19 protein-coding genes are annotated in these 19,657 nt (G+C 51.1%); 4 read left to right on the top strand and 15 right to left on the bottom strand.

What is annotated here, in order from left to right; all coding sequences use genetic code 11:
* Window positions 1–14: 14 nt before the first annotated feature.
* Window positions 15–548, bottom strand: a complete 534-nt coding sequence (locus LKE23_RS01050; RefSeq protein WP_291977628.1) for an amino acid biosynthesis protein — start codon at window positions 546–548, stop codon at window positions 15–17.
* A gap of 478 nt (window positions 549–1,026) precedes the next feature.
* On the opposite strand from LKE23_RS01050, the gene LKE23_RS01045 reads away from it, so the two are divergent.
* From LKE23_RS01045 to LKE23_RS01035, 3 genes are all read left to right on the top strand, one after another.
* On the top strand, window positions 1,027–2,031 hold the full coding sequence (locus LKE23_RS01045; RefSeq protein WP_291977627.1) for a hypothetical protein: 1,005 nt from the start codon (window positions 1,027–1,029) through the stop codon (window positions 2,029–2,031).
* 111 nt (window positions 2,032–2,142) lie between these two features.
* Entirely contained in the window at window positions 2,143–3,273 is a 1,131-nt protein-coding gene (locus tag LKE23_RS01040; protein ID WP_291976173.1) for an IS30 family transposase, read from the top strand.
* Window positions 3,274–3,593: 320 nt separating this feature from the next.
* A complete protein-coding gene (locus LKE23_RS01035) occupies window positions 3,594–4,754 on the top strand; it encodes a site-specific integrase (protein WP_291977625.1) in 1,161 nt (386 codons plus the stop codon).
* A gap of 152 nt (window positions 4,755–4,906) precedes the next feature.
* Here the strand turns inward: LKE23_RS01035 and lepA are convergent, their stop codons facing one another.
* The 5 genes from lepA to hrcA all read right to left on the bottom strand — a co-directional run bounded on the left by lepA (window position 4,907) and on the right by hrcA (window position 11,708).
* Complete coding sequence (gene lepA / locus LKE23_RS01030) at window positions 4,907–6,742, bottom strand: translation elongation factor 4 (protein ID WP_291977624.1); 1,836 nt, start codon at window positions 6,740–6,742, stop codon at window positions 4,907–4,909.
* Between the two features lie 123 nt (window positions 6,743–6,865).
* Entirely contained in the window at window positions 6,866–8,032 is a 1,167-nt protein-coding gene (gene dnaJ / locus LKE23_RS01025) for a molecular chaperone DnaJ (protein ID WP_291977622.1), read from the bottom strand.
* Window positions 8,033–8,148: 116 nt separating this feature from the next.
* Entirely contained in the window at window positions 8,149–10,026 is a 1,878-nt protein-coding gene (gene dnaK, locus LKE23_RS01020; protein ID WP_267201832.1) for a molecular chaperone DnaK, read from the bottom strand.
* A gap of 38 nt (window positions 10,027–10,064) precedes the next feature.
* Complete coding sequence (grpE, locus tag LKE23_RS01015; protein ID WP_291977621.1) at window positions 10,065–10,646, bottom strand: nucleotide exchange factor GrpE; 582 nt, start codon at window positions 10,644–10,646, stop codon at window positions 10,065–10,067.
* A gap of 12 nt (window positions 10,647–10,658) precedes the next feature.
* Window positions 10,659–11,708, bottom strand: coding sequence for a heat-inducible transcriptional repressor HrcA (hrcA, locus tag LKE23_RS01010; protein WP_267201830.1), 1,050 nt, complete (start codon window positions 11,706–11,708; stop codon window positions 10,659–10,661).
* Window positions 11,709–11,824: 116 nt separating this feature from the next.
* Between hrcA and LKE23_RS01005 the strand changes: the two genes are divergently transcribed.
* A complete protein-coding gene (locus LKE23_RS01005; RefSeq protein WP_291977620.1) occupies window positions 11,825–12,196 on the top strand; it encodes a hypothetical protein in 372 nt (123 codons plus the stop codon).
* 38 nt (window positions 12,197–12,234) lie between these two features.
* Here LKE23_RS01005 and LKE23_RS01000 read toward each other — a convergent pair whose 3' ends face one another.
* The 9 genes from LKE23_RS01000 to rimP form a co-directional block, all read right to left on the bottom strand.
* Window positions 12,235–12,456 (bottom strand): hypothetical protein, encoded by a 222-nt coding sequence (locus LKE23_RS01000; protein ID WP_291977619.1) that lies wholly within the window; start codon window positions 12,454–12,456, stop codon window positions 12,235–12,237.
* Window positions 12,457–12,578: 122 nt separating this feature from the next.
* Window positions 12,579–13,550 carry a riboflavin biosynthesis protein RibF gene (gene ribF / locus LKE23_RS00995; protein ID WP_291977618.1) on the bottom strand — a complete coding sequence of 324 codons (972 nt, stop codon included), beginning with the start codon at window positions 13,548–13,550 and terminating at the stop codon, window positions 12,579–12,581.
* A 13-nt stretch (window positions 13,551–13,563) separates the two neighbouring features.
* Complete coding sequence (gene truB, locus LKE23_RS00990; RefSeq protein ID WP_291977617.1) at window positions 13,564–14,463, bottom strand: tRNA pseudouridine(55) synthase TruB; 900 nt, start codon at window positions 14,461–14,463, stop codon at window positions 13,564–13,566.
* Between the two features lie 51 nt (window positions 14,464–14,514).
* Window positions 14,515–14,877 carry a 30S ribosome-binding factor RbfA gene (gene rbfA / locus LKE23_RS00985; RefSeq protein ID WP_267201825.1) on the bottom strand — a complete coding sequence of 121 codons (363 nt, stop codon included), beginning with the start codon at window positions 14,875–14,877 and terminating at the stop codon, window positions 14,515–14,517.
* A 17-nt stretch (window positions 14,878–14,894) separates the two neighbouring features.
* Entirely contained in the window at window positions 14,895–17,189 is a 2,295-nt protein-coding gene (infB, locus tag LKE23_RS00980) for a translation initiation factor IF-2 (RefSeq protein WP_291977615.1), read from the bottom strand.
* Window positions 17,190–17,202: 13 nt separating this feature from the next.
* A complete protein-coding gene (locus tag LKE23_RS00975) occupies window positions 17,203–17,517 on the bottom strand; it encodes a L7Ae/L30e/S12e/Gadd45 family ribosomal protein (protein ID WP_267201834.1) in 315 nt (104 codons plus the stop codon).
* Window positions 17,504–17,809, bottom strand: a complete 306-nt coding sequence (rnpM, locus tag LKE23_RS00970; protein ID WP_291977613.1) for an RNase P modulator RnpM — start codon at window positions 17,807–17,809, stop codon at window positions 17,504–17,506. The genes LKE23_RS00975 and rnpM overlap by 14 nt, the downstream gene beginning before the upstream one ends.
* Before the next feature lie 36 nt (window positions 17,810–17,845).
* Complete coding sequence (gene nusA / locus LKE23_RS00965) at window positions 17,846–19,135, bottom strand: transcription termination factor NusA (protein ID WP_291977611.1); 1,290 nt, start codon at window positions 19,133–19,135, stop codon at window positions 17,846–17,848.
* Window positions 19,136–19,152: 17 nt separating this feature from the next.
* A complete protein-coding gene (gene rimP, locus LKE23_RS00960; RefSeq protein WP_267201821.1) occupies window positions 19,153–19,626 on the bottom strand; it encodes a ribosome maturation factor RimP in 474 nt (157 codons plus the stop codon).
* Window positions 19,627–19,657: the final 31 nt, after the last annotated feature.

Below are 19,657 nucleotides of genomic sequence, written 5' to 3'. Positions count from 1 at the left end.
AATGTGATGGTTTGTTAATTTTGCTTTTCGATTAAATACACGCTCCAGAGCATCCGCGCCGGGAAGTGCTGCAGGATTCGGACGCCGGCAGTCGGGTCCACCAGCTTTTGGCTCACCAGAGCATAGCCGCCGTAGCGCCGGAATGCCTGGTAGGCCAGGTATTTGCTTGGCGCCAGCTCCAGGCGGACGTTGCCCGGAAGATGCTGACGGGCCAGGTCGGCGGTGGCGGCGTGGGTATAGACCACGGCCCGCGCGCGCTGCGGATCCTGAACGAGGACCAGCGGATCAAGCTGGGTAATGAGGCTATCGACCAGAGTGAGCTGGTTAAGATAACGGTAGTGCAGGTCGCCCCAACTCAGCCCTGCCCGGCTGCGATAGGCCGCGGGGACCAGGAGATAATCGCTCGGATAATCGGCCAGGTGGTGGTAGAGCGCGTCGAAACTGGGATGGAGAACGATCTGGCAGTCGGCGACGGAATGCTGGTGCTGGTAAACTAGCGCTGCGGCATAGCTATCGGTCTGCTCAGGTCCCAATGTATGAATGATCATCGTGGCGTTCCTCCTTTCTGCAATAACAAAAAGCCAACTAGTTTAACTTAGCGGTAGTTAATCTAGTTGGCTTCATTTCTATTTGGATGAGGAATTAGCCCTTGCTAGATTAAACACCTAGCAAAGAACTCACTAAACAAGCTTTGCCATGGTGCGAACCGCAGCCCGCACCATTCGGCCGGGCCTCAGTTGAAATACGCAAAGCCAGCAAAGGAGTTGGTCAACTTGGTTAGTGAATTCATGGTCATCGCTTTCCCTCCTTCGTTTTGGTTGCAATTATTAAAACATTTTAATTTTTGGTTGTCAAGCTCTCATATCAATGTTTACTTCTCGGCAACCTCTTCATCTGTCTTTGAAATGGCCACTAAGATTTTCCTAGTATCATTCATTATCAATAACCGAGTAAGATGTGTAAAATATAATTAAAGATTAAAAATTTTGGCAGTTACCTATTATTTCCTACAAGAAGATGATGATGATGGATACCGTAACTAGTCGTTGTAGAAAAGTACGCTGTCCAGGGCAATATATTACAATAAAACAGTTTTCAAAGGAAAAATTTTATCCAACGGACAAATTAAAGTCTAACAGTTCATATGGTTTGGTAGTTGATTATTTAACCAGGTTTTATCTAGGCGCAACGCCAGAAAAGGCATTCTCTATTTCTCTAAAGGGAGCATTACTAGAAGGAAAACTTAATCCTGATAATAATCAAGATCCATATACATTTGCCAAAGCCCAGTGTAAGAGGCTTAATCCTGAAGTTGCAGATCAGGACACAATTAATGCAGCGTTTAATTTGGTTCAGTTCGATTCAGTATATCGTACTGGTATCGCTAAACCTATCTGGCTGTCAGACGTAATAGGGCAAACCTATGATTTTTATATAGAATCACCCTTCCCAAAGCCATCTGATTTTGTAACCGAAAACGTAATCAAGCTTCTGAAACGATCTCTAACATTCTTTAAGGGTTCTAGAAATATAATTACTGAATTAAATTTCGATTTGACTGCATTTACACAGGTCATAGCAAAGGGAGATGGTGACCTTATTGCCGATAATACTCTTTGGGATCTTAAATGTTATAGTCAACGACTCTCACCTGTATGGGCCTTACAGGTCTTAGTTTACTATATACTAGGAATGCATTCTTCCGCTGATTACTATCATAAAATTAAATATATAGGAATTTTCAACCCTTGTAGTAATATTGCTTATAGACTTGCCGTAAAAAATATTAGCAATAAAGTGAAATATAAAGTGTCCAATCAGGTCATTGGCTACCATATGCTATCTAATAATTATGACGATTGGCTATTAACTTATGGAACTGATGAAGAGATACTTAAAAGCAACGTTCAAGCAAATGCCTATCATAATACTGGATTCGATCCCAAAAATTATAAGGATGGAATCTATGACATCTCATTTGATGATTACATTACATTTGTTAATTCCGATTATCTTCAAACAAATAGGTAGATTATAGAATGAAGTTAGCCACCCAGTTGGTGGTAAATAAAAAACGCCATTCGGCGTGACATCAGGTATCATATTAAGTGAACCAAACCTATATGAAAGGATGTCCGTCAAATGACGCACTTAAATGATACCATGTCTACTATTTTATTGACTACTCATAAAAAGAATGCTCATCTTACTAAAGAAGAACGTGTGATGATTGCGACTTTAAAGTCGCAAGGACTTTCCAATCGCGCAATTGGTCGCCAATTAGGAGTTAATCATCAAACAATTAATAACGAGCTCAACCGTGGTACGGTCCGCCAACTTCGTCGTCAAAAATCTAATGGTAAGATTTACGAATATTCTTACTACATCTATAGTTATGAAGCTGGTCAGGCCACATATCTTGAACATCACCGCCATTCTGGTCGTCGTCGCTTATATTATTCTTCAAAGCAATTTTTACGATTAGCTGATCAGCTAATGCTTGGTGAGTTTGACGACCACCATTACTCCCCACAAGCGGTTATTTATAAGGCTCGAGATTTAATGAATGATGGCACCCTGATCCCAAAGTCGGTTGTAACTTTATATCAATGGATTAATGAGGGTGTGCTTCGTACGTCCAATTTAGACCTCTTTGAAAAACCTAAACGTAAGCATCATCAAACTCATCCGCAAGCTAAAAGGTGCTTAGGGCCTAATATTGCTCAACGACCTCAAACTGCGGACCAACGGTCCGAAATTGGCCATTGGGAACTGGATACAGTTCAGGGACAGAAAAACGGTAATGACAGTGTTGTACTAGTAATGACTGATCGCCTTTCACGAGTTAATATCACGAGTAAAATTGCTGGTAAAACTGCGCATGCAGTAAATCAGTTCTTTATAAATTTGCGCCAGAAAATGGGCACAGATGCTTACTATCGCATTTTTAAGACAATAACCTCTGACAACGGTTCAGAATTTAGTGAGTTAACACAAGTTCACGATCATGTTTTCTATGCTGATCCGTATTCCCCTTGGGAACGTGGATCCAATGAGATCAATAACCGGTTTCTCCGCAAGGAGATTACCAAAGGTGAAGCTATAAATAACTATAGTAGTGCTCAGATCATAGCGACTAATGATTGGATGAATCACTATCCACGAGCTATGTTTAATGGACATTCGTCAATGGATATCTATCGTAAGGCCTTCTACCAAGAGATATCACAGCTCCATCAACCAATAATCAATTGGTCAGTATTATTTATTTGAGTCCAGTGGCTAACTTATTCTTGAAATTTAGGAATTTATTTAAGATTAGATATAAAAATATAAATGTTAGTAGGGTGAGCCAACTCAAAATAGCAATATAACCTGTAAGCTTTGCTAGAAAGAGTCTTACCTTTTGCATATAGCCCACCCCCTTATAGGAAGTATATCATTTTAGTCCATCCCTTGAAAAGAACCATTTAAAACATTAAAAAACCTCAATGATCCAACTTTGGCCGGCTGATCATTGAGGCAAGCATTGCAATACCAGGGGTGGAGTGCACCCTCAGTACGTTTTTATTATAGCAGAAAGGAGTTTTACTATGAATGGTAATGTTAGAAAGCGTGGTAAAAAATGGTACTACCGTTTCGATATTGCTGACAAAGACGGTAAGCGGCGGCAATATGAACGAGTCGGAGGTGATTCATATAAAGAAGCAATGCACCGCTTGCGAGTTGCGTTGGAGCTTTACGAAAATACTGGTGCGGTGACTAATGCCGACAAGATCTCAACTCATGACTACTTTGAGTTCTGGTATAACAACCATGTTTTAACTAACCTATCTAAGAATACTCAGCTCAATTATCGTCATGTCCTTGACAAGTACGTTCAGCCAACCCTCGGCATATACGAATTGAAGAAGGTCACCCCTGAATTAATCCAGAAAACCATCAACAAAATTGCCGATTCCACTGAGTACAAGCCGGATCACAAGAAGCTAAATGGACATACCGTGGAGATCATCCTAATGGTGATCAAAGAAGCCTTCCGCCAGGCTGTACACCCCTGGCACATCCTAACTCAATCGCCTGCTGAGTATGTTCGTCAGCCGAAATATAATCATCCCCAGACAACGCGTGAGGACTTAAAGATCATTACTTTGCAGCAGTTCAATCAAATCTTGGAGCTTTTCCCCGTTGGACACCCTTTCCATCTGCCCCTGCTCATTAGCTTCTATACCGGAATGCGTCGTGGCGAGGTAGCAGGTCTTGAGTGGGACAATGTTAGCCTCACCGACGCAGAGATTAACGTGGTTCATCAAATGAAGCAGTACTCCAAGACGGACGTCCGGCTGGGTAAATTAAAAACACCCGCAAGCTATCGAACTATTGCCATCGGTGATCAATTAATCAAGGCATTGCAGCTCCAACGCCGCTTACAAAATGAGAATCGACTACGTTATGGCAAATACTATTATGAATCCAATTTTGTATGTACAAAAGAAAATGGGAAGCCAGTCACTCCCAATTCGATCAAGTACTATGCTAGTACCGTCACTGAGCAGCTAGGCTTCCCATTCAATTTTCATAGTCTGCGTCATACCCACGCGACTATGCTACTAGAGGCAGGGGCTTCTGCCAAAGAGGTTCAAGTACGTCTTGGCCACAGCAGAATTTCAACCACCCTAGATACCTATGTCCACCTCAGCAATAAAAAGAAGCATCAGACAGCTAACTTATTCGATCAAATTGCTAAGAGGTAAATTCTTTGCCCACCATTTGCCCTCAAAGTATCTTTCGTCTTGCCCACGAAGGTACTTCATGGGGGCAAATGGTGGGCAAAGTACCTTATATTGGTCTAATTTTGGTCTAGTTTGTGAATTTCAGCAAGTAGCAAATGCTGATACATCAGCATTTAGTCATCATTAACTTGCTCATCGGTCTTTAAAACGGCCATGAAGGCTTCCTGAGGGATATCAACCTTCCCAACAGCCTTCATCCGCTTTTTCCCACGCTTCTGCTTTTCCAGCAGCTTGGCACGCCGGTCCGGGTCCCCCGTGTGGATCCGGGCGGTAACGTCCTTCCGGTAGGCCTTGATGTTAGTCCGGGCGATGATCTTTGAACCGATCGCCGCCTGGATTGGAATTTCGAAGTTCTGCCGTGGGATGATCTTCTTCAGCTTGGCGGTGATGTCACGACCACGTGCCGCCGCAAAGTCCTTGTGAGCAATAAAGCTCAGGGCATCGACCTTGTCCCCGTTGAGCAGGATGTCGATCTTGACCAGCTTGCTTGGCCGGTAGTCGTCGATCTCGTAGTCCAGGGAAGCATAGCCCCGGGTCGAACTCTTCAACTTGTCGAAGAAGTCAAAGATGATTTCCGATAGCGGGATGTGGTAAATGACGTTTACCCGGGTGTCGCTCAGGTATTCCATCGTGTCGAAAACGCCCCGCTTGCGCTGACAGAGCTCCATCACCGGACCAACGTAATCGTTTGGCACCATGATCGAGGCGCGCACGAATGGTTCCTTGATGTCCTTAATTGAGGAAGCATCCGGCATCTCGGCCGGGTTTTCGACCTCCTTCATCGAACCGTCCGCCAGGTCAACGTGGTAGGTAACCGACGGGGCGGTCGTGATCAGGTCCAGGCCGAACTCCCGCTCCAGCCGTTCCTGCACCACGTCCATGTGGAGCAGGCCCAAGAAACCACAACGGAACCCGAAGCCCAGGGCCTGTGACGATTCGGGCTCAAAGGTCAGGGCAGCATCGTTCAACTGCAGCTTTTCCAGCGCATCCCGCAGGTCGTTAAACTTGGCGTTGTCGGTTGGGTACAACCCGGCATAAACCATCGGCGTCATCCGCCGGTAGCCTTCCAGTGGCTTATCCGTCGGGTTGTCGGCATTGGTAACCGTATCACCGACCCGGGTATCCTTGATGTCCTTGATGGCGGCGGTAATGTAACCAACGTCCCCGGCCATCAGCACGTCTCTGGCCAGTGGCTTCGGGGAGTTGATGCCGACCTCGGCCACCTCGTACTCGGTGCCGCTGTTCATCAGCCGAATCCGGTCGCCCTTCTTGACCGTTCCTTCAAAGATCCGCACGGACAGAACCACCCCGCGGTAGTCATCGTACTTGGAGTCGAAGATCAGGGCCTTAAGCGGCGCCGTCAGATCACCGGTCGGGGCCGGGACATCCTTGACGATTTTCTCTAAGACCTTGTCAACGCCCAAGCCGGTCTTGGCACTGACGTCCACCGCCTCACTAGTATCTAGACCAATTTCGTCCTCAATCTGGGCCTTCGTGCCGTCTGGGTCGGCAGATGGCAGGTCGATCTTGTTGATCACCGGCAGGATTTCCAGGTCGTTATCCAATGCCAGATAGGTGTTGGCCAGCGTCTGGGCCTCGACCCCCTGGGTGGCATCGACGACCAGCAGGGCCCCTTCACAGGCCGCCAGAGACCGCGAAACCTCATAGGAGAAGTCGACATGCCCGGGAGTGTCAATCAGGTGGAAGATGTAGTCCTGCCCGTCCTTGGCGTGGTAGGTCAGGGCTACCGCGTTCAGCTTGATGGTGATGCCCCGTTCCCGTTCCAGAGGCATATCATCCAGGACCTGATTTTTCATTTCCCGCTTGCTAATCGAGTCGGTCAGCTCCAGAATCCGATCGGCCAGGGTCGATTTCCCGTGATCGATGTGGGCCACGATCGAGAAATTCCGGATGTGCTTTTGCCGCTCTTTCATTTCATCTAGACTCATTGTCATTTCTATCTTCACTACTTTCTACGCAAATACTATTCCTAGTATAACAAACTCTGCCGAAAAATGACCAGTGATAGTACAAAAGACGACCAGCCCAGCTGATCGCCTTTTGTAATAATATTAGTTATGATCCTCAAAGGCATCCTTGAGCTTGTCCAAAACGGACTTCTTGACGCCCTTGACCTCTTCGCCACTGGCTGCGGCAAAGGCCATCATGGCCTCTTTTTGACGCTTGTTCAGGCTCTTCGGGGTCTTAACGTGAATCGTCACGAATTCGTCACCGTTCCCCTTGCCGTTGAGGTGCGGAACCCCCTTGCCACGCAGGCGGAAGTTGGTCTCGGACTGGGTCCCGGCTGGAATCTTCAGGCTGACATCCCCGTGGACGGTCTTGACCTGGACCTCATCCCCCAGTGCCGCCTGGGCAAAGGAGATATCACGGTCAACATTGATGGTTGATCCGTCACGCCGGAATTCGCGGCTTGGCGTTACCCGGAAGACGATGTAGAGATCCCCGGCTGGGCCACCGTTTTCACCGGCGTCACCCTGGCCCTGGAGGCGCATCTGCTGGCCGTCGTCAACCCCGGCTGGAACCTTGACTTCCAGTTCGTGGCGCTCGTGAACGTGCCCGCTCCCGTGGCAGGTGGTACAACGATTTTCAGGCTTGATCACCTGACCGGTCCCGTTACATTCTGGGCAGGTCGTCTGGGACTGGATGTTGCCCAGCGGCGTCTGCCGAACGGTCACGATGAAGCCCCGACCGCCACAGCGCTGACAGGTCGAAGCGGATTTGCCCGGCTTAGCACCGGTGCCGTGACAGGTCTTGCACTGCTCATCCCGGTCGTACTTGATGGTCGTGGTCTTCCCAAAGACGGCATCCATAAAGTCCAGGGTCATGGCATACTGAAGGTCCCGTCCCGGACGTGGTGCCGTTGGGTCCTGCTGCCGCGAGCGGCCGCCACCAAAGAACTGGCTAAAGATGTCGTCAAAACCGCCAGCACCGCCGAAGCCTTGACCACCAAAGCCCTGGCCGCCGAAACCACCAAAGCCGCCCTGGCCGGCACCGGCCTGGTCAGCCGTGGTCCCGAATTGGTCGTACTGGGCCCGCTTATTCTTGTCATGCAGGACCTCGTAGGCCTCGTTGATCTTCTTAAACTTTTCTTCCGCTCCCGGTTCGTGGTTGACGTCAGGGTGGTACTTAGCAGCCAGGCGCCGGTAAGCATGGTTAATGTCTGAGTCTGAGGCGTCCTTAGAAACACCTAAAATATCATAGTAACTTTCTTCTGCCATTTATATCCCTCACAACTTAATTGCTTGTTTAGTTATACCACACTTCGCAAAGCAAAGTAAAAGCCAAAGTCCTGTCAAACGATGGCCTTTGGCTTTTTACTTACATTTTTGTCTGATTACTTCTTGTCGTCTGGCGTAACGTCCTTGAAGTCGCCGTTAACAGTATTGCCATCATCGCCATTTTGGCCGTTGTTACCGTTGTTGGCACCACCGTTATTCGGGTTTGCGCCACCTTGGGCGTTGCCTTGTTGGCCCTGCGCCTGTTGGTAAAGCTTGACACTCAGGTCCTGGATAACCTTGTTCAAGGCGTCCTTCTTGGCCTTCATGTCGTCCAAGTTGCCGCTCTCCTTGGCCTTCTTCAGGTCGTCACGAGCGCTTTCAGCCTTCTTGATGTCGTCTTCAGGAACCTTGCCCTTGACTTCCTTCAAGGTCTTGTCGACTTGGAAGAGCTCCTGGTCAACTTCGTTCTTGAGGTCAACCTCTTCCTTCTTCTTCTTGTCGGCAGCGGCGTGCTCTTCGGCATCCTTCTTCATCCGTTCAATTTCTTCATCGGACAGGCCGGAGTTGGACTTGATCGTGATGTTTTGCTTCTTGTGGGTCCCCTGGTCTTCGGCAGAAACGTTTACGATCCCGTTCTTGTCGATGTCGAAGGTAACCTTGATTTGTGGAACACCACGGGGAGCAGCTGGAATGTCAGTCAGCTGGAAGTTCCCCAGGGTCTTGTTGTCGGCAGCCATTGGCCGTTCACCCTGCAGGACGTGGATGTCAACGGCAGACTGGTTATCAGCAGCCGTGGAGAAGATCTGACTCTTGGAAGTTGGAATGGTCGTGTTCCGATCAATCAGCTTGGTGAAGACCCCACCCATGGTTTCAATCCCCAGGGACAGTGGCGTAACATCAAGCAGCACAACATCCTTAACGTCACCGGTCAGCACACCACCCTGAATGGCAGCACCGAGGGCAACGGCTTCGTCAGGGTTGATGGAGTGGTTTGGTTCCTTGCCAGTCAGGTCCTTAACCATTTCCTGAACGGCTGGGATCCGGGTAGAACCACCGTTTAAGATCACTTCGTCAATGTCATCAAATGACAGGTCAGCATCCTTCAAAGCATTCAGAACTGGTTGCTTAGTCCGTTCAACCAGATCATTAGTCAGTTGGTTGAATTGGGCACGGCTCAGCGTCTTTTCCAGGTGCAGTGGACCGTTTTCACCAGCGGAAATGAATGGCAGGCTGATTTGGGCTTCTTGAACACCGGAAAGGTCCTTCTTGGCCTTTTCAGCGGCATCCTTCAGCCGTTGCAGGGCCATCTTGTCGGTGGACAGGTCAACGCCGTGTTCTTCCTTGAAGCCATCGATCAACCAATCCATGATCTTTTGGTCGAAGTCATCCCCACCCAGGTGCGTGTCACCGTTCGTGGAGAGTACTTGGAAGACCCCGTCACCGAGTTCCAGGATGGAAACATCGAAGGTCCCACCACCAAGGTCGTAAACCAGGATCTTTTCGTCCTTATCCTGCTTGTCCAGGCCGTAAGCCAGTGAGGAAGCAGTTGGTTCGTTGATAATCCGCTTAACATCCAGGCCGGCAATCTTTCCGGCATCCTTGGTTGCCTGACGCTGAGCATCGTTGAAGTAGGCTGGCACGGTGATAACGGCCTTGTCAACCGTGTCACCGATGTAGTCTTCGGCGTACTTCTTCAGGTACTGCAGAATCATGGCAGAAATTTCTTGTGGCGTGTACTTCTTGCCATCAACTTCAACCGTGTAGCCGGCTTCACCCATGTGACTCTTGATGGATGAAATCGTGTTCGGGTTGGTGATTGCTTGCCGCTTGGCAACTTCACCGACTTGTGTTTCGCCATTCTTGAATGAAACAACGGATGGCGTCGTCCGACTACCTTCCGGGTTAGTAATAATCTTTGGTTCGTTACCTTCCATCACGGCAACGGCGGAGTTAGTAGTACCTAAATCAATACCAATAATCTTGTTACTTGCCATTGTTTAATTCCCTCTTTTTAATATTTAATTATCATTAATTATTGTGCAACAACAACCATTGCTGGGCGCAGGACCCGGTCCTTCAGCTGGTAGCCAGCCTGCAGAACCTGGACCACGGTGTCTGGTTTTTGATCATCCTGAACCGGAACGGTTTGAACCGCCTGGTGCAGGGTCGGATCAAAGGGCTTGTCCAAAGCCTCGATCTCGGTAATTCCGTGATCCTTTAGGGCAGCAATCAGGTGGTCGTGAACCATCTGGATCCCGTGCTTGAGCTGCTTACCGTTTTCGTCCGTGACTTCAATCGTCAGGGCGCGCTTCAGGTTGTCCAGCACCGGCAGGACGGACTTGGCGAGGTCCTGACCATCATACTTTAAGATCTGGGCCCGTTCCTTGTTGAAGCGGTTCGTCATGTTTTGAATCTCCGCCTCAGCCCGCAGGTACTTGTCGTCCTTGTCATCGAGTTGTTGCTTCAAATCCTTGATCTGTGCTTCAAGCTCTTCTTCACGGCTTGGCTTAGCGGCTTTGTCAGCCTGCTTTGCCTGCTTTTGCTCATCCTTTGCTTCATTTGCTTTAGATGAGGCCGCTTGTTTCTTGGCTTGCTGTTCTTCCTTGTCTGCCAATTAACTCGCCTCCTATGAATCGTAGTAATGTCGATAGAAACCTAACAGACGCTTGGCCAGCTCCTGCCGGAAGGCATTCACCAGACCAATTGTCCGTGAGTACGGCATTCTGGTCGGCCCGAGCACGGCGATGATGCCCTTGCCATATTGGTCAACATCGTAGGTCGCCGTAATCAGACTGTAGTTGTCGAGTACCTTATCCTTGGAAATCTCGGAACCAATCCGCACGTTGACGCCCTGGTCGTTGAGATCGGCGTCAAGCAGGTGGGAAAGCTGATCATTGTGGTCGAGCAGCTGGTACATCGTCTGCAGCGACTGCGGATCCTTGTTGTTCGAGAAATTCAAAAGGTTCAGTCGGCCGCCAATGAAGAATTGCTCCCGGGCAGCCTTGGAAACGACATTATCAAAAAGATCCAGGAAGCCATCGGCGCTGTGCATGTAGTGCATGACGCGCAATGGGATATCGTCATTCAGCCGCTTCAAGACGGTTGACAGTGGCAGGCCCACCAGTTGGTCATTGATCATTCGAATGACCGCTTGCAGGGCCTCCGGGTCAACGTCCCGTGACAGGGTGAAGGCTTGGCTCTCCACGTCCCCGCTGTCGGTAACCAGGATGGCAATCACCTTTTGGTTGCCCAGTGGGACCAGACGGAAGCCGCTCAAGCGAACGTCTTCTTGCTCTGGCTTCAGGGTCACGGCGGTGTATGACGTCAGGTTTGATAAAATATCAGCCGAGTGCGAGATGATTTCATCAATCTTCTGGAAACTGGTCCCCAGTGAGTTCTGAATAACGATCAGGTCGTTATCGGTGACCGCCCGCGGATTAAGCAGGTGATCAATGTAATAACGGTAACCGTCCTTGGAAGGCACCCGCCCCGAAGACGAGTGTTCCTTAGCGATCAGGCCCTGTTTTTCCAGAACCGCCATCTCGTTGCGCACCGTCGCCGGGCTGACCTTAAACGGCAGCTTTTCAGCCAGGTGCTTGGAACCCACGGGTTGACCAGTTGACGTGTATTGACGTACAATCGCTTGCAGGATCTTGTTTTGACGCTGTGTTAGCATATTAATCACTTCCCCTTTTAGCACTCTTTAGGGTTAAGTGCTAAGCACACTGTATAATATACCAACCACCACGCTAAAAGTCAAGAAATGTCAAACAGTTTTGAGGAGATTTTTTAATGGATAATAATCAGCAACGCTACCTCCAGCCGCACAGTGCACAGGAGGCAATGGAGATCATCCAGCGCCTCTTCAATAAGTACCGCAACGCGCCACTGACCAACGAGCTGCTGGCCTATCACAACAACCTGATCTACCGCCTGCAGTCGGACATCAAAGAAGCGGCCAAGAAGGAAGGCAATCCGGAACGTCTCAAGGAGATTGACCAGATGACCGACATCATGCGGTCCTGGACCAACCTCAAATTGACCGGCCACCCCTTCTACGGCAAGATGCGGCACTTCCAACTGGCGGTCGACGACGGGCCAAAGTTCAAGCGCCACGTGCACCGCATTCACCAAACCGGCGGCCACCGTGCTAGTCGGCATTAATAAAAACGAGCCGCCTCAAGGTGAGCTCGTTTTTATTATTATTTATTGGTAATGCTGATGCTAGCGTTGGCATATTTATCCGAGCCCTGGTCAATCAGATCCACTACCGCCCGCGGATCGGCCTCAACAACTTCATAATTTGCGTTAGCTAACTTAGCCGCCGAACGGGTCATGGCCCGCAGGTGGTGACTGCTTTGCTCCAAACGCGCGCAAATTTCTTGCCCCAGCGGACTCGTGGCCTCAATCACTAAAACGTTCATTTCAATCGCTCCTTTTCTTTGATTAGAACGATCATACGCCCGCTCCGGTTACCCGAGGCAAGAGAAAATTTTATTTTCAACATAAAAAGGTCAAGCACCGCAACAGTGCTTGGCCTTTTCCTTTAGGATAAAATTTGGTCTTCGAGTACGGGACGGTGGGCAACCACCTGGCGGGCTGCCTGTTCGTCGCGCTTCATCTGGGCAACGAGCTCATCGGCCCCGGCAAACTTCTCCTCACCGCGCAGGTACTGGTACCAGCGCACCTTGACCTCTTCGCCATAAACCATCTGGGAGAAGTCAAAGAGGTTAATCTCGAGGGTCAGTTGGTTGTCGTCGCCAAAGGTAATGTTACGACCAACACTCGCCATTCCCCCGTACCAGTGGCCACCGATCAAAACGTCGGTGGCGTACACGCCGATCCCGGGAAGGCGCTCCGGCGTTGGCGTCTCAACATTGATGGTTGGGAAGCCCAACGTCCGCCCCCGGGCCAGGCCGTGAACAATTAGGCCGGTGGTGGTGTAGTAGTAACCGAGCTCCGCGTTTGCCTCCTGGATCTGGCCGGCATCGATCAGCTGACGGATCAGGCGGGACCCCACCTTTTCGTTACCGTCCTCCGTAAATTTCGGCACCGTGACAACCTCAAAACGGCCGCGGGCATAGGCGGGCAGCTTAGCCATCGAGGCAGTTTCAGCTGGGCCATAGGTGTGGTCAAAGCCCGCCACTACCACCTGACTGTGAAAACCGTCCGCCAGGTACTGGTCGACAAAGTCTTGGGGCGCCAGCGCGGCAAACTGGGAGGTAAAGCTAACGAGGTAGACGCGGTCAACACCCAGCTGCTCCAGCAAAGCCAGCTTGCGTTCGGTCGTCGAAAGGTACTTGAAGCCGCCCGGGTATTGCCGGTAAACGACGCCAGGAGCGTGGCTATAGGTGAGCACTGCTAAAGGCAAGTCCCGTTGCTGGGCAATCTCCTTGGCCCGCCGAATGACCGCCTGGTGTCCCCGGTGGACTCCATCGAAGAAGCCCATCGCAAGCACGACGGGACCCGCCGGAATCAGCTTGGAATCCAGGGGATGATGAATTTTAATTACTTGCACGACTCATTCCCCCCTATTTAACCGAAAACATCTTAGTTGGCTTGTAGTACTGGTGGTCACGGTGATACAGGGCTTTTACGGCCTGTTGATACTTCAAGACGATTGAATCGCCGGCCGGCTTGACCTCATCGCTTTTCAGCCAACCACCGTTTTGCACTGCCTTCCACTGGTCGGCACTCAGCTCCATGGCCGGATAGTCCTTGAGGGCGTAGTCGAGTGGGTAGAAGTAGTGCTGAATCGTTCCCGTCGCGACGGCGTCCTGAATGTCGCTCAGGCTCAGCGTTTGGTCAAGGGTGAACCCCCCGCTCTTCAGCCGGGTCAGCCAGCTCATTGTTCCCGGATACCCCAGGTTTTTGGCGAGATCCACCACCAGGGTCCGGACGTAGGTCCCCTTCGTGCAGTCAACCTTGAACCTGACCCGCTGCTGCTTGGTCTGGTCATCATAGTCGGTTCCTAGTAGGGCAAAGCGCTCGATGGTGACGTGGCGAACCGGACGCTCAACGGTCTCTCCGGCCCGGGCATACTCGTAAAGCCGCTTGCCCTTGACCTTGACGGCCGAATACATCGGGGGGATTTGGGTGATTTCCCCGGTCATTTTATCCATTTCTTCCTGGATCCTTTCGGCGGGAATCGCTGCGGTTACCGGCTGAGCCGCAATGATCTCCCCCTCCAGGTCCTCGGTCGTGGTGGCCTCACCAATGAGGAGTTCACCCTGGTACTGTTTTCCCGACTGCATCAGGTAATCGACGACCTTGGTGGCACTGCCGACACAGATTGGCAGGACCCCGTCGACGGCCGGATCGAGGGTCCCCGAGTGGCCAATCTTTTTGGTTTGCAGGATCCTGCGTAAGCGACTAACGCAGTCAAAGCTCGTCATGCCGCGTTCTTTGTATAAGGGAATAATTCCATCCATTCCATCATTCCTCCACAAAAATAAAAAGCGGGGTAATCCGCCCCGCTCTTGTTAGTTCTTTTCCTGTTGGTGCAGCTGGTTGATTAATTGATCAATCCGGCTGCCATAGGCGATTGACTTATCCCGTTCGAACTTGATGGCCGGGGTCTTGAAGATGTTCAAGCGGGCCCCCAGTTCGCTCCGGATCAGGCCGGTTGCCTTGTCAAGGCCGGCCTGGGCCTTCTCACCGTCGGAAGCCAAATCGGACAGCAGACTGTAGTAAATGGTGGCCTGCTGAAGATCACCGGTCACGTCAACGCCGGTAATCGTAATGCCCTTCACCCGGGGATCACGCACCCGTTTTAACAGGATATCATCAACCTCCCGCTGGATTTCCCCAGCCAGGCGGTCAACCCGAAATTGTTTGCTTGGCATAAAATTCTCCTTCAGTTCTACTTAACCGGAACTTCCTTCATTTGGTAAGCTTCGATCACATCATTTTCCTTGATGTCGTTGTAGTTGGCAATCGTCAGCCCGCATTCAAAGCCGGCCTTGACTTCCTTAACGTCGTCCTTGAACCGCTTCAGACTCCCCAGTTCACCTTCGTAAACGACCACGCCGTCACGAACCAGACGAACCTTGGAATCCCGGGTAATCTTACCGGAAGTAACCATCCCACCGGCAATCGTCCCAATCTTGGAAGCCTTGTACAATTGACGAACTTCAACTTCACCAATCGTCTCTTCCTTGTAGACTGGTTCCAGCATCCCCTTCATGGCGTCTTCAACTTCCTCGATGGCCTTGTAAATGACCCGGTGAAGCCGAATATCGATGTTGTTGGAATCAGCCAGCGACTTAGCAACCGGTGTTGGCCGAACGTTGAAACCAATGATAACGGCGTTGGAAGCCTCGGCCAGGGTAACGTCGCTCTGGCTGATGGCACCAACGGCCTGGTGAATGATGTCCACCCGGACGCCATCAACCTTGATCTTCTGCAGACTCTGGCTCAGGGCCTCAACGGAACCCTGCACATCGGCCTTGATGATCAGCGGCAGGGTCTTCATCTTCCCCTTCTGCATCGTGGCGAAGAGGTTGTCCAGGGTAACGTGAGAAGTCCGTTGCCGTTCCTTCTCCTGGGCCTGCTTTGCCCGGGCTTCACCGGCTGCTCGCGCCGTCTTTTCATCGTCGAAGGCCACGAACCGGTCCCCGGCTTCTGGCACATCGTTTAACCCGGTGATTTCGACTGGCGTGGCTGGTGTAGCGGACTTGATCCGACGACCGTTTTCGTTGGTCATCGTCCGAATCCGACCAAAGGTATTGCCGACAACGACCGGGTCCCCAACGTGAAGGGTCCCCTGTTGAATCAGGACGGTCGCAACTGGACCTTTACCCTGGTCAAGCCGTGCTTCGACAACGGAACCGGCACCGTTTTGGTCTGGGTTGGCCTTCAGTTCCATCATTTCGGCCTGGAGCAGGATCATGTCCAGCAGCTCGTCGATGTTCTTGCCGAACTTGGCTGAGATGTTGACGAAGATCGTGTCCCCACCCCAGTCTTCAGGAATCAGGTTGTACTTGGCCAGCTCTTCAGTGACCCGGTCGGGGTTAGCACCCGGCTTATCAATCTTGTTGATAGCAACGATGATTGGTGTCTTCGCTGCCTGGGCGTGGTGAATGGCCTCGACCGTCTGTGGCATGACCCCGTCATCGGCCGCAACCACCAGAACGGTGATATCGGTGATGTCGGCACCCCGCGCACGCATTTCGGTGAAGGCCGCGTGCCCTGGCGTATCCAGGAAGGTAATCAGCTGGTCATTGTAGTGAACCTGGTAGGCACCGATTTCCTGGGTGATCCCACCGGCTTCGTGCTCGGTAATGTGGGAGTGACGCAGCTTATCCAGCAGGGTCGTCTTCCCGTGGTCAACGTGACCCATTACCGTAACAACTGGTGGCCGTGAAACGAGGTGAGTGGTGTTTTCTTCCTCTTCCTCAAAGATCTTGTCGATATCGGAAACGTCCACTTCAACCTTTTCCTTGGCTTCGATGCCGTAATCAGCTGCCAGCAGTTCAATCGTGTCCTTGTCCAGTGACTGGTTCTGGTTGATCATTACCCCCAGCATGAACAGCTTCTTGATGATTTCAGCTGGTGACCGGTGCAAGAGCTTGGCCAGGTCCTGGGCGTTCATCCCTTCGGTGTATTCCAGAACGTCCGGCAACGGCTTATCCTTCCGCTGGGTTGGCTGCTTATGCTCAACCTCGCGGAGACGGCGGTTCTTGTTATGCTTATTGCGCTTGTTGCGCTTCTTATTGTGGCGGTTGTTGTTATTATTGTTTAAGCTGCCGCCGAACCGGCCCCCACCATTATGGCGCTGGTGGTTATTATTCTCGTTATTTTCACGCCGGGTCTGGGCTTCGGCATGGTTGGCCTTGTGTTCGTGACGTTCCTCATGCTGTTGTTGACTAGCCTTTTGCTGGCTCTTATGGGAGTGGTTCTCCTGATGCTTAGCTGCTTGATGCTTGGCAGGCTTGGCCTTTTGCTGGGCAGCCGGCTTGGCCTTTGCCTGCGGCTTATTGCCCTTACTATTAGCGCTACCGTTCTTCACAACGCTGCGCAGCTTGTTGGCTTCTTCGGGGGTTACCGAAGACATGTGGCTCTTAATCGCCATGCCCTGCTGCTTTGCCACCTTCACCAAGTTCTTGCTTGGCATCTTGAGCTCTTTTGCTAGTTCATAAATTCGTTCCTTGGCCATACGCTCACGCTCCTTATTCCATTGTAGTTAATTCCTCAAACTTTCTTGCAAATCCAGATTGCATCACACCAAAAACGGTTCTTGCCTGGCCCGTTGCCTGACTGAGTTGTTCCCGCGTAAAGTGCTGGTCGCACGGGACGTGATAAAACTTACACTTATCGGTAAACTTTTTCACGCTCGCCGCACCCGCATCACTTGCGAGGAAGACAAACTTTGCCTTATTCGTTTGAATGTTTTTTAAGACGATTCCCTCACCACTGGTCAGCTGACCCGCGCGACGGGCAAGCCCCAGCAGATTTAAGATCGCTTCTTGATTAGTTTTTTGCATCTTTGCCAAAGAGTTCCTGCCGGGCCTGCAGGTGGTCAGTGTACTGGATCAGCTCATCGTAAAATGAGTCATCTAAATCCACGTGAAAGGCCTTCTCAAAGGTCCGTTCCGCCTTGGCCCGTTTGGCAATGGCAACGTCAACGGCGATGTAAGCTCCCCGGCCGGCTTTCTTGCCGGTTGGGTCGAGGGAAACCTCGCCATCCTTGTTCTTAACGACCCGGATCAATTGCCGCTTGGGCATCATTTCGCCCGTTACAATATCCTTGCGCATCGGTACTTTTCTCTTTTTCATTATTTTCACCCCGTTGCTCAATTATTAATTCTGCTGCTATTCAGCGTCCGTTGGTTGATCATCGCCTGCTGCAGGTGCGTCATCGGTGTCTACCGGTGCGTCCTCATCAGCCATGGCTTCCTGCTTTTCCAGTTCTTCCATTTCGGAAACGGACTTGATGTCGATCTTGTACTTCGTCAGCCGGGCAGCCAAGCGGGCGTTTTGCCCCCGCTTCCCGATGGCCAGTGACAGCTGGTTATCTGGAACCACGACCGTGCAGGAACGCTCGACTTCCTTTGGCGCCGGCGCTTCGCTTGCAGTGGTTTCTTCCGTCTCCGGTGCGTCCGTGTCAGTGTCCACCTGATCTTCTGCTGGCTGGTCCGTGTCTTCAGTTTCCGGTGCTGGTTGTTCTTCCGGTTCGTTGAAAATTACGTCCTGAACGTCGGCCGGATTGAGGGCGTTAGCGATGAACTGGGCCGGATCCTTGACGTATTCGACGATGTCCATGTTTTCGCCATCCAATTCGTTGACAATTGCTTGAACCCGGGAGCCCCGCGGACCAACGCAGGTGCCGACTGGGTCGACGTTTGGATCGTTGGAGTAAACCGCGACCTTGGCCCGGTCGCCGGCTTCACGAGCGATGTTTTCAATCAGAACGGTCCCGTCCTTGATTTCAGGAACTTCCCGTTCAAAGAGCCGCTTCAACAGTTCTGGGGCAGTCCGACTGACGTAAATCTGCGGCCCCCGCTTGTCATCGTTGACCCGGGAAACGTAAACCTGAATCCGGTCGTGAACGTGGTAATGCTCGTTTGGCATCTTGTCCCGGAAGCCCATTGCCCCCTCGACACCGTCGCCAAGGTCAACGTAGGTAAAGCGTTTGTCCTCCCGGGAAACCTCACCGGTGACGATTTCGTTTTCGTAGGTCTTGTACTTATTGTAAATGATTTTCCGCTCTTCTTCACGCAGCCGTTGCATGACGACCTGTTTGGCAGTTTGGGCGGCAATCCGGCCGAAGTTGCGTGGCGTCACCTCTTCACGAATTTCATCGCCAACATCGTAGCCCTGGCCGTGAGGCAGCTTCCGGGCGTCTTCCAGGCTCATGAATTCGTTCGGGTCATTTTCCACGGCCTCTTCGTCATCGGTAATCGTCTTGACCGCGTATACCTTGATGTTACCGGTCAGGGAATTGAATTCAACCTCGACGTTTTTCTCACCGTAGTTTTGTTTGTAGGCCGTTTCGAGCGCTTGCTCGAGGGCGTCAATAATAACTTCCTTCTTGATCTCCTTTTCCTTTTCCAGGTAGTTCAGGGCGCCAATCATTTCCTCATTGACTCTTGACTTGCTCACTTGAGACACTCCTTTAATTAAAACTTGATTGCCAACCGTGCTTGGGCAATTTTACTCCGGTCGATGACGACCTGGCGATGACGGGTCTTGTCCATGTAATCCAACGTTAATTCCTTATCCGACAGCTTGGTCAGGGTTCCCTCGTAGACCTTCTTGCCATCAATTTGCTGGTAGAGGGAAACGTGGATGTAATCATTAACCGCCCGCTGGTAATCCTGTTCGTTCTTCAGCGGCCGCTCGGCACCCGGTGATGACACCTCCAGGAAGTAGGCCTGGGGAATCGGGTCGGGCTCGACGTTGTCCAGGGCCTCGCTCAGCTGGTCACTGACCGTCGCGCAGTCCTCCAGGGTGATCCCGCCGTCCTTATCAATGTAGACCCGCAGGTACCAACTCTTCCCTTCCTTGACGAATTCAATATCGTAAAGGTAGAAGTCGTGTTCTGCCAGGATCGGTTCAACCAGTCCTTTGACGGTTTCGACAACAGTACTCATATTTTGTCACCTCCATCGTTTGCAATAAAAA

This window comes from Limosilactobacillus sp., assembly GCF_022482365.1.
Classification (GTDB): domain Bacteria; phylum Bacillota; class Bacilli; order Lactobacillales; family Lactobacillaceae; genus Limosilactobacillus.
The sequence above is the reverse complement of the archived record's forward strand: the minus strand, read 5'-3'. Positions and strand labels throughout refer to the sequence as shown.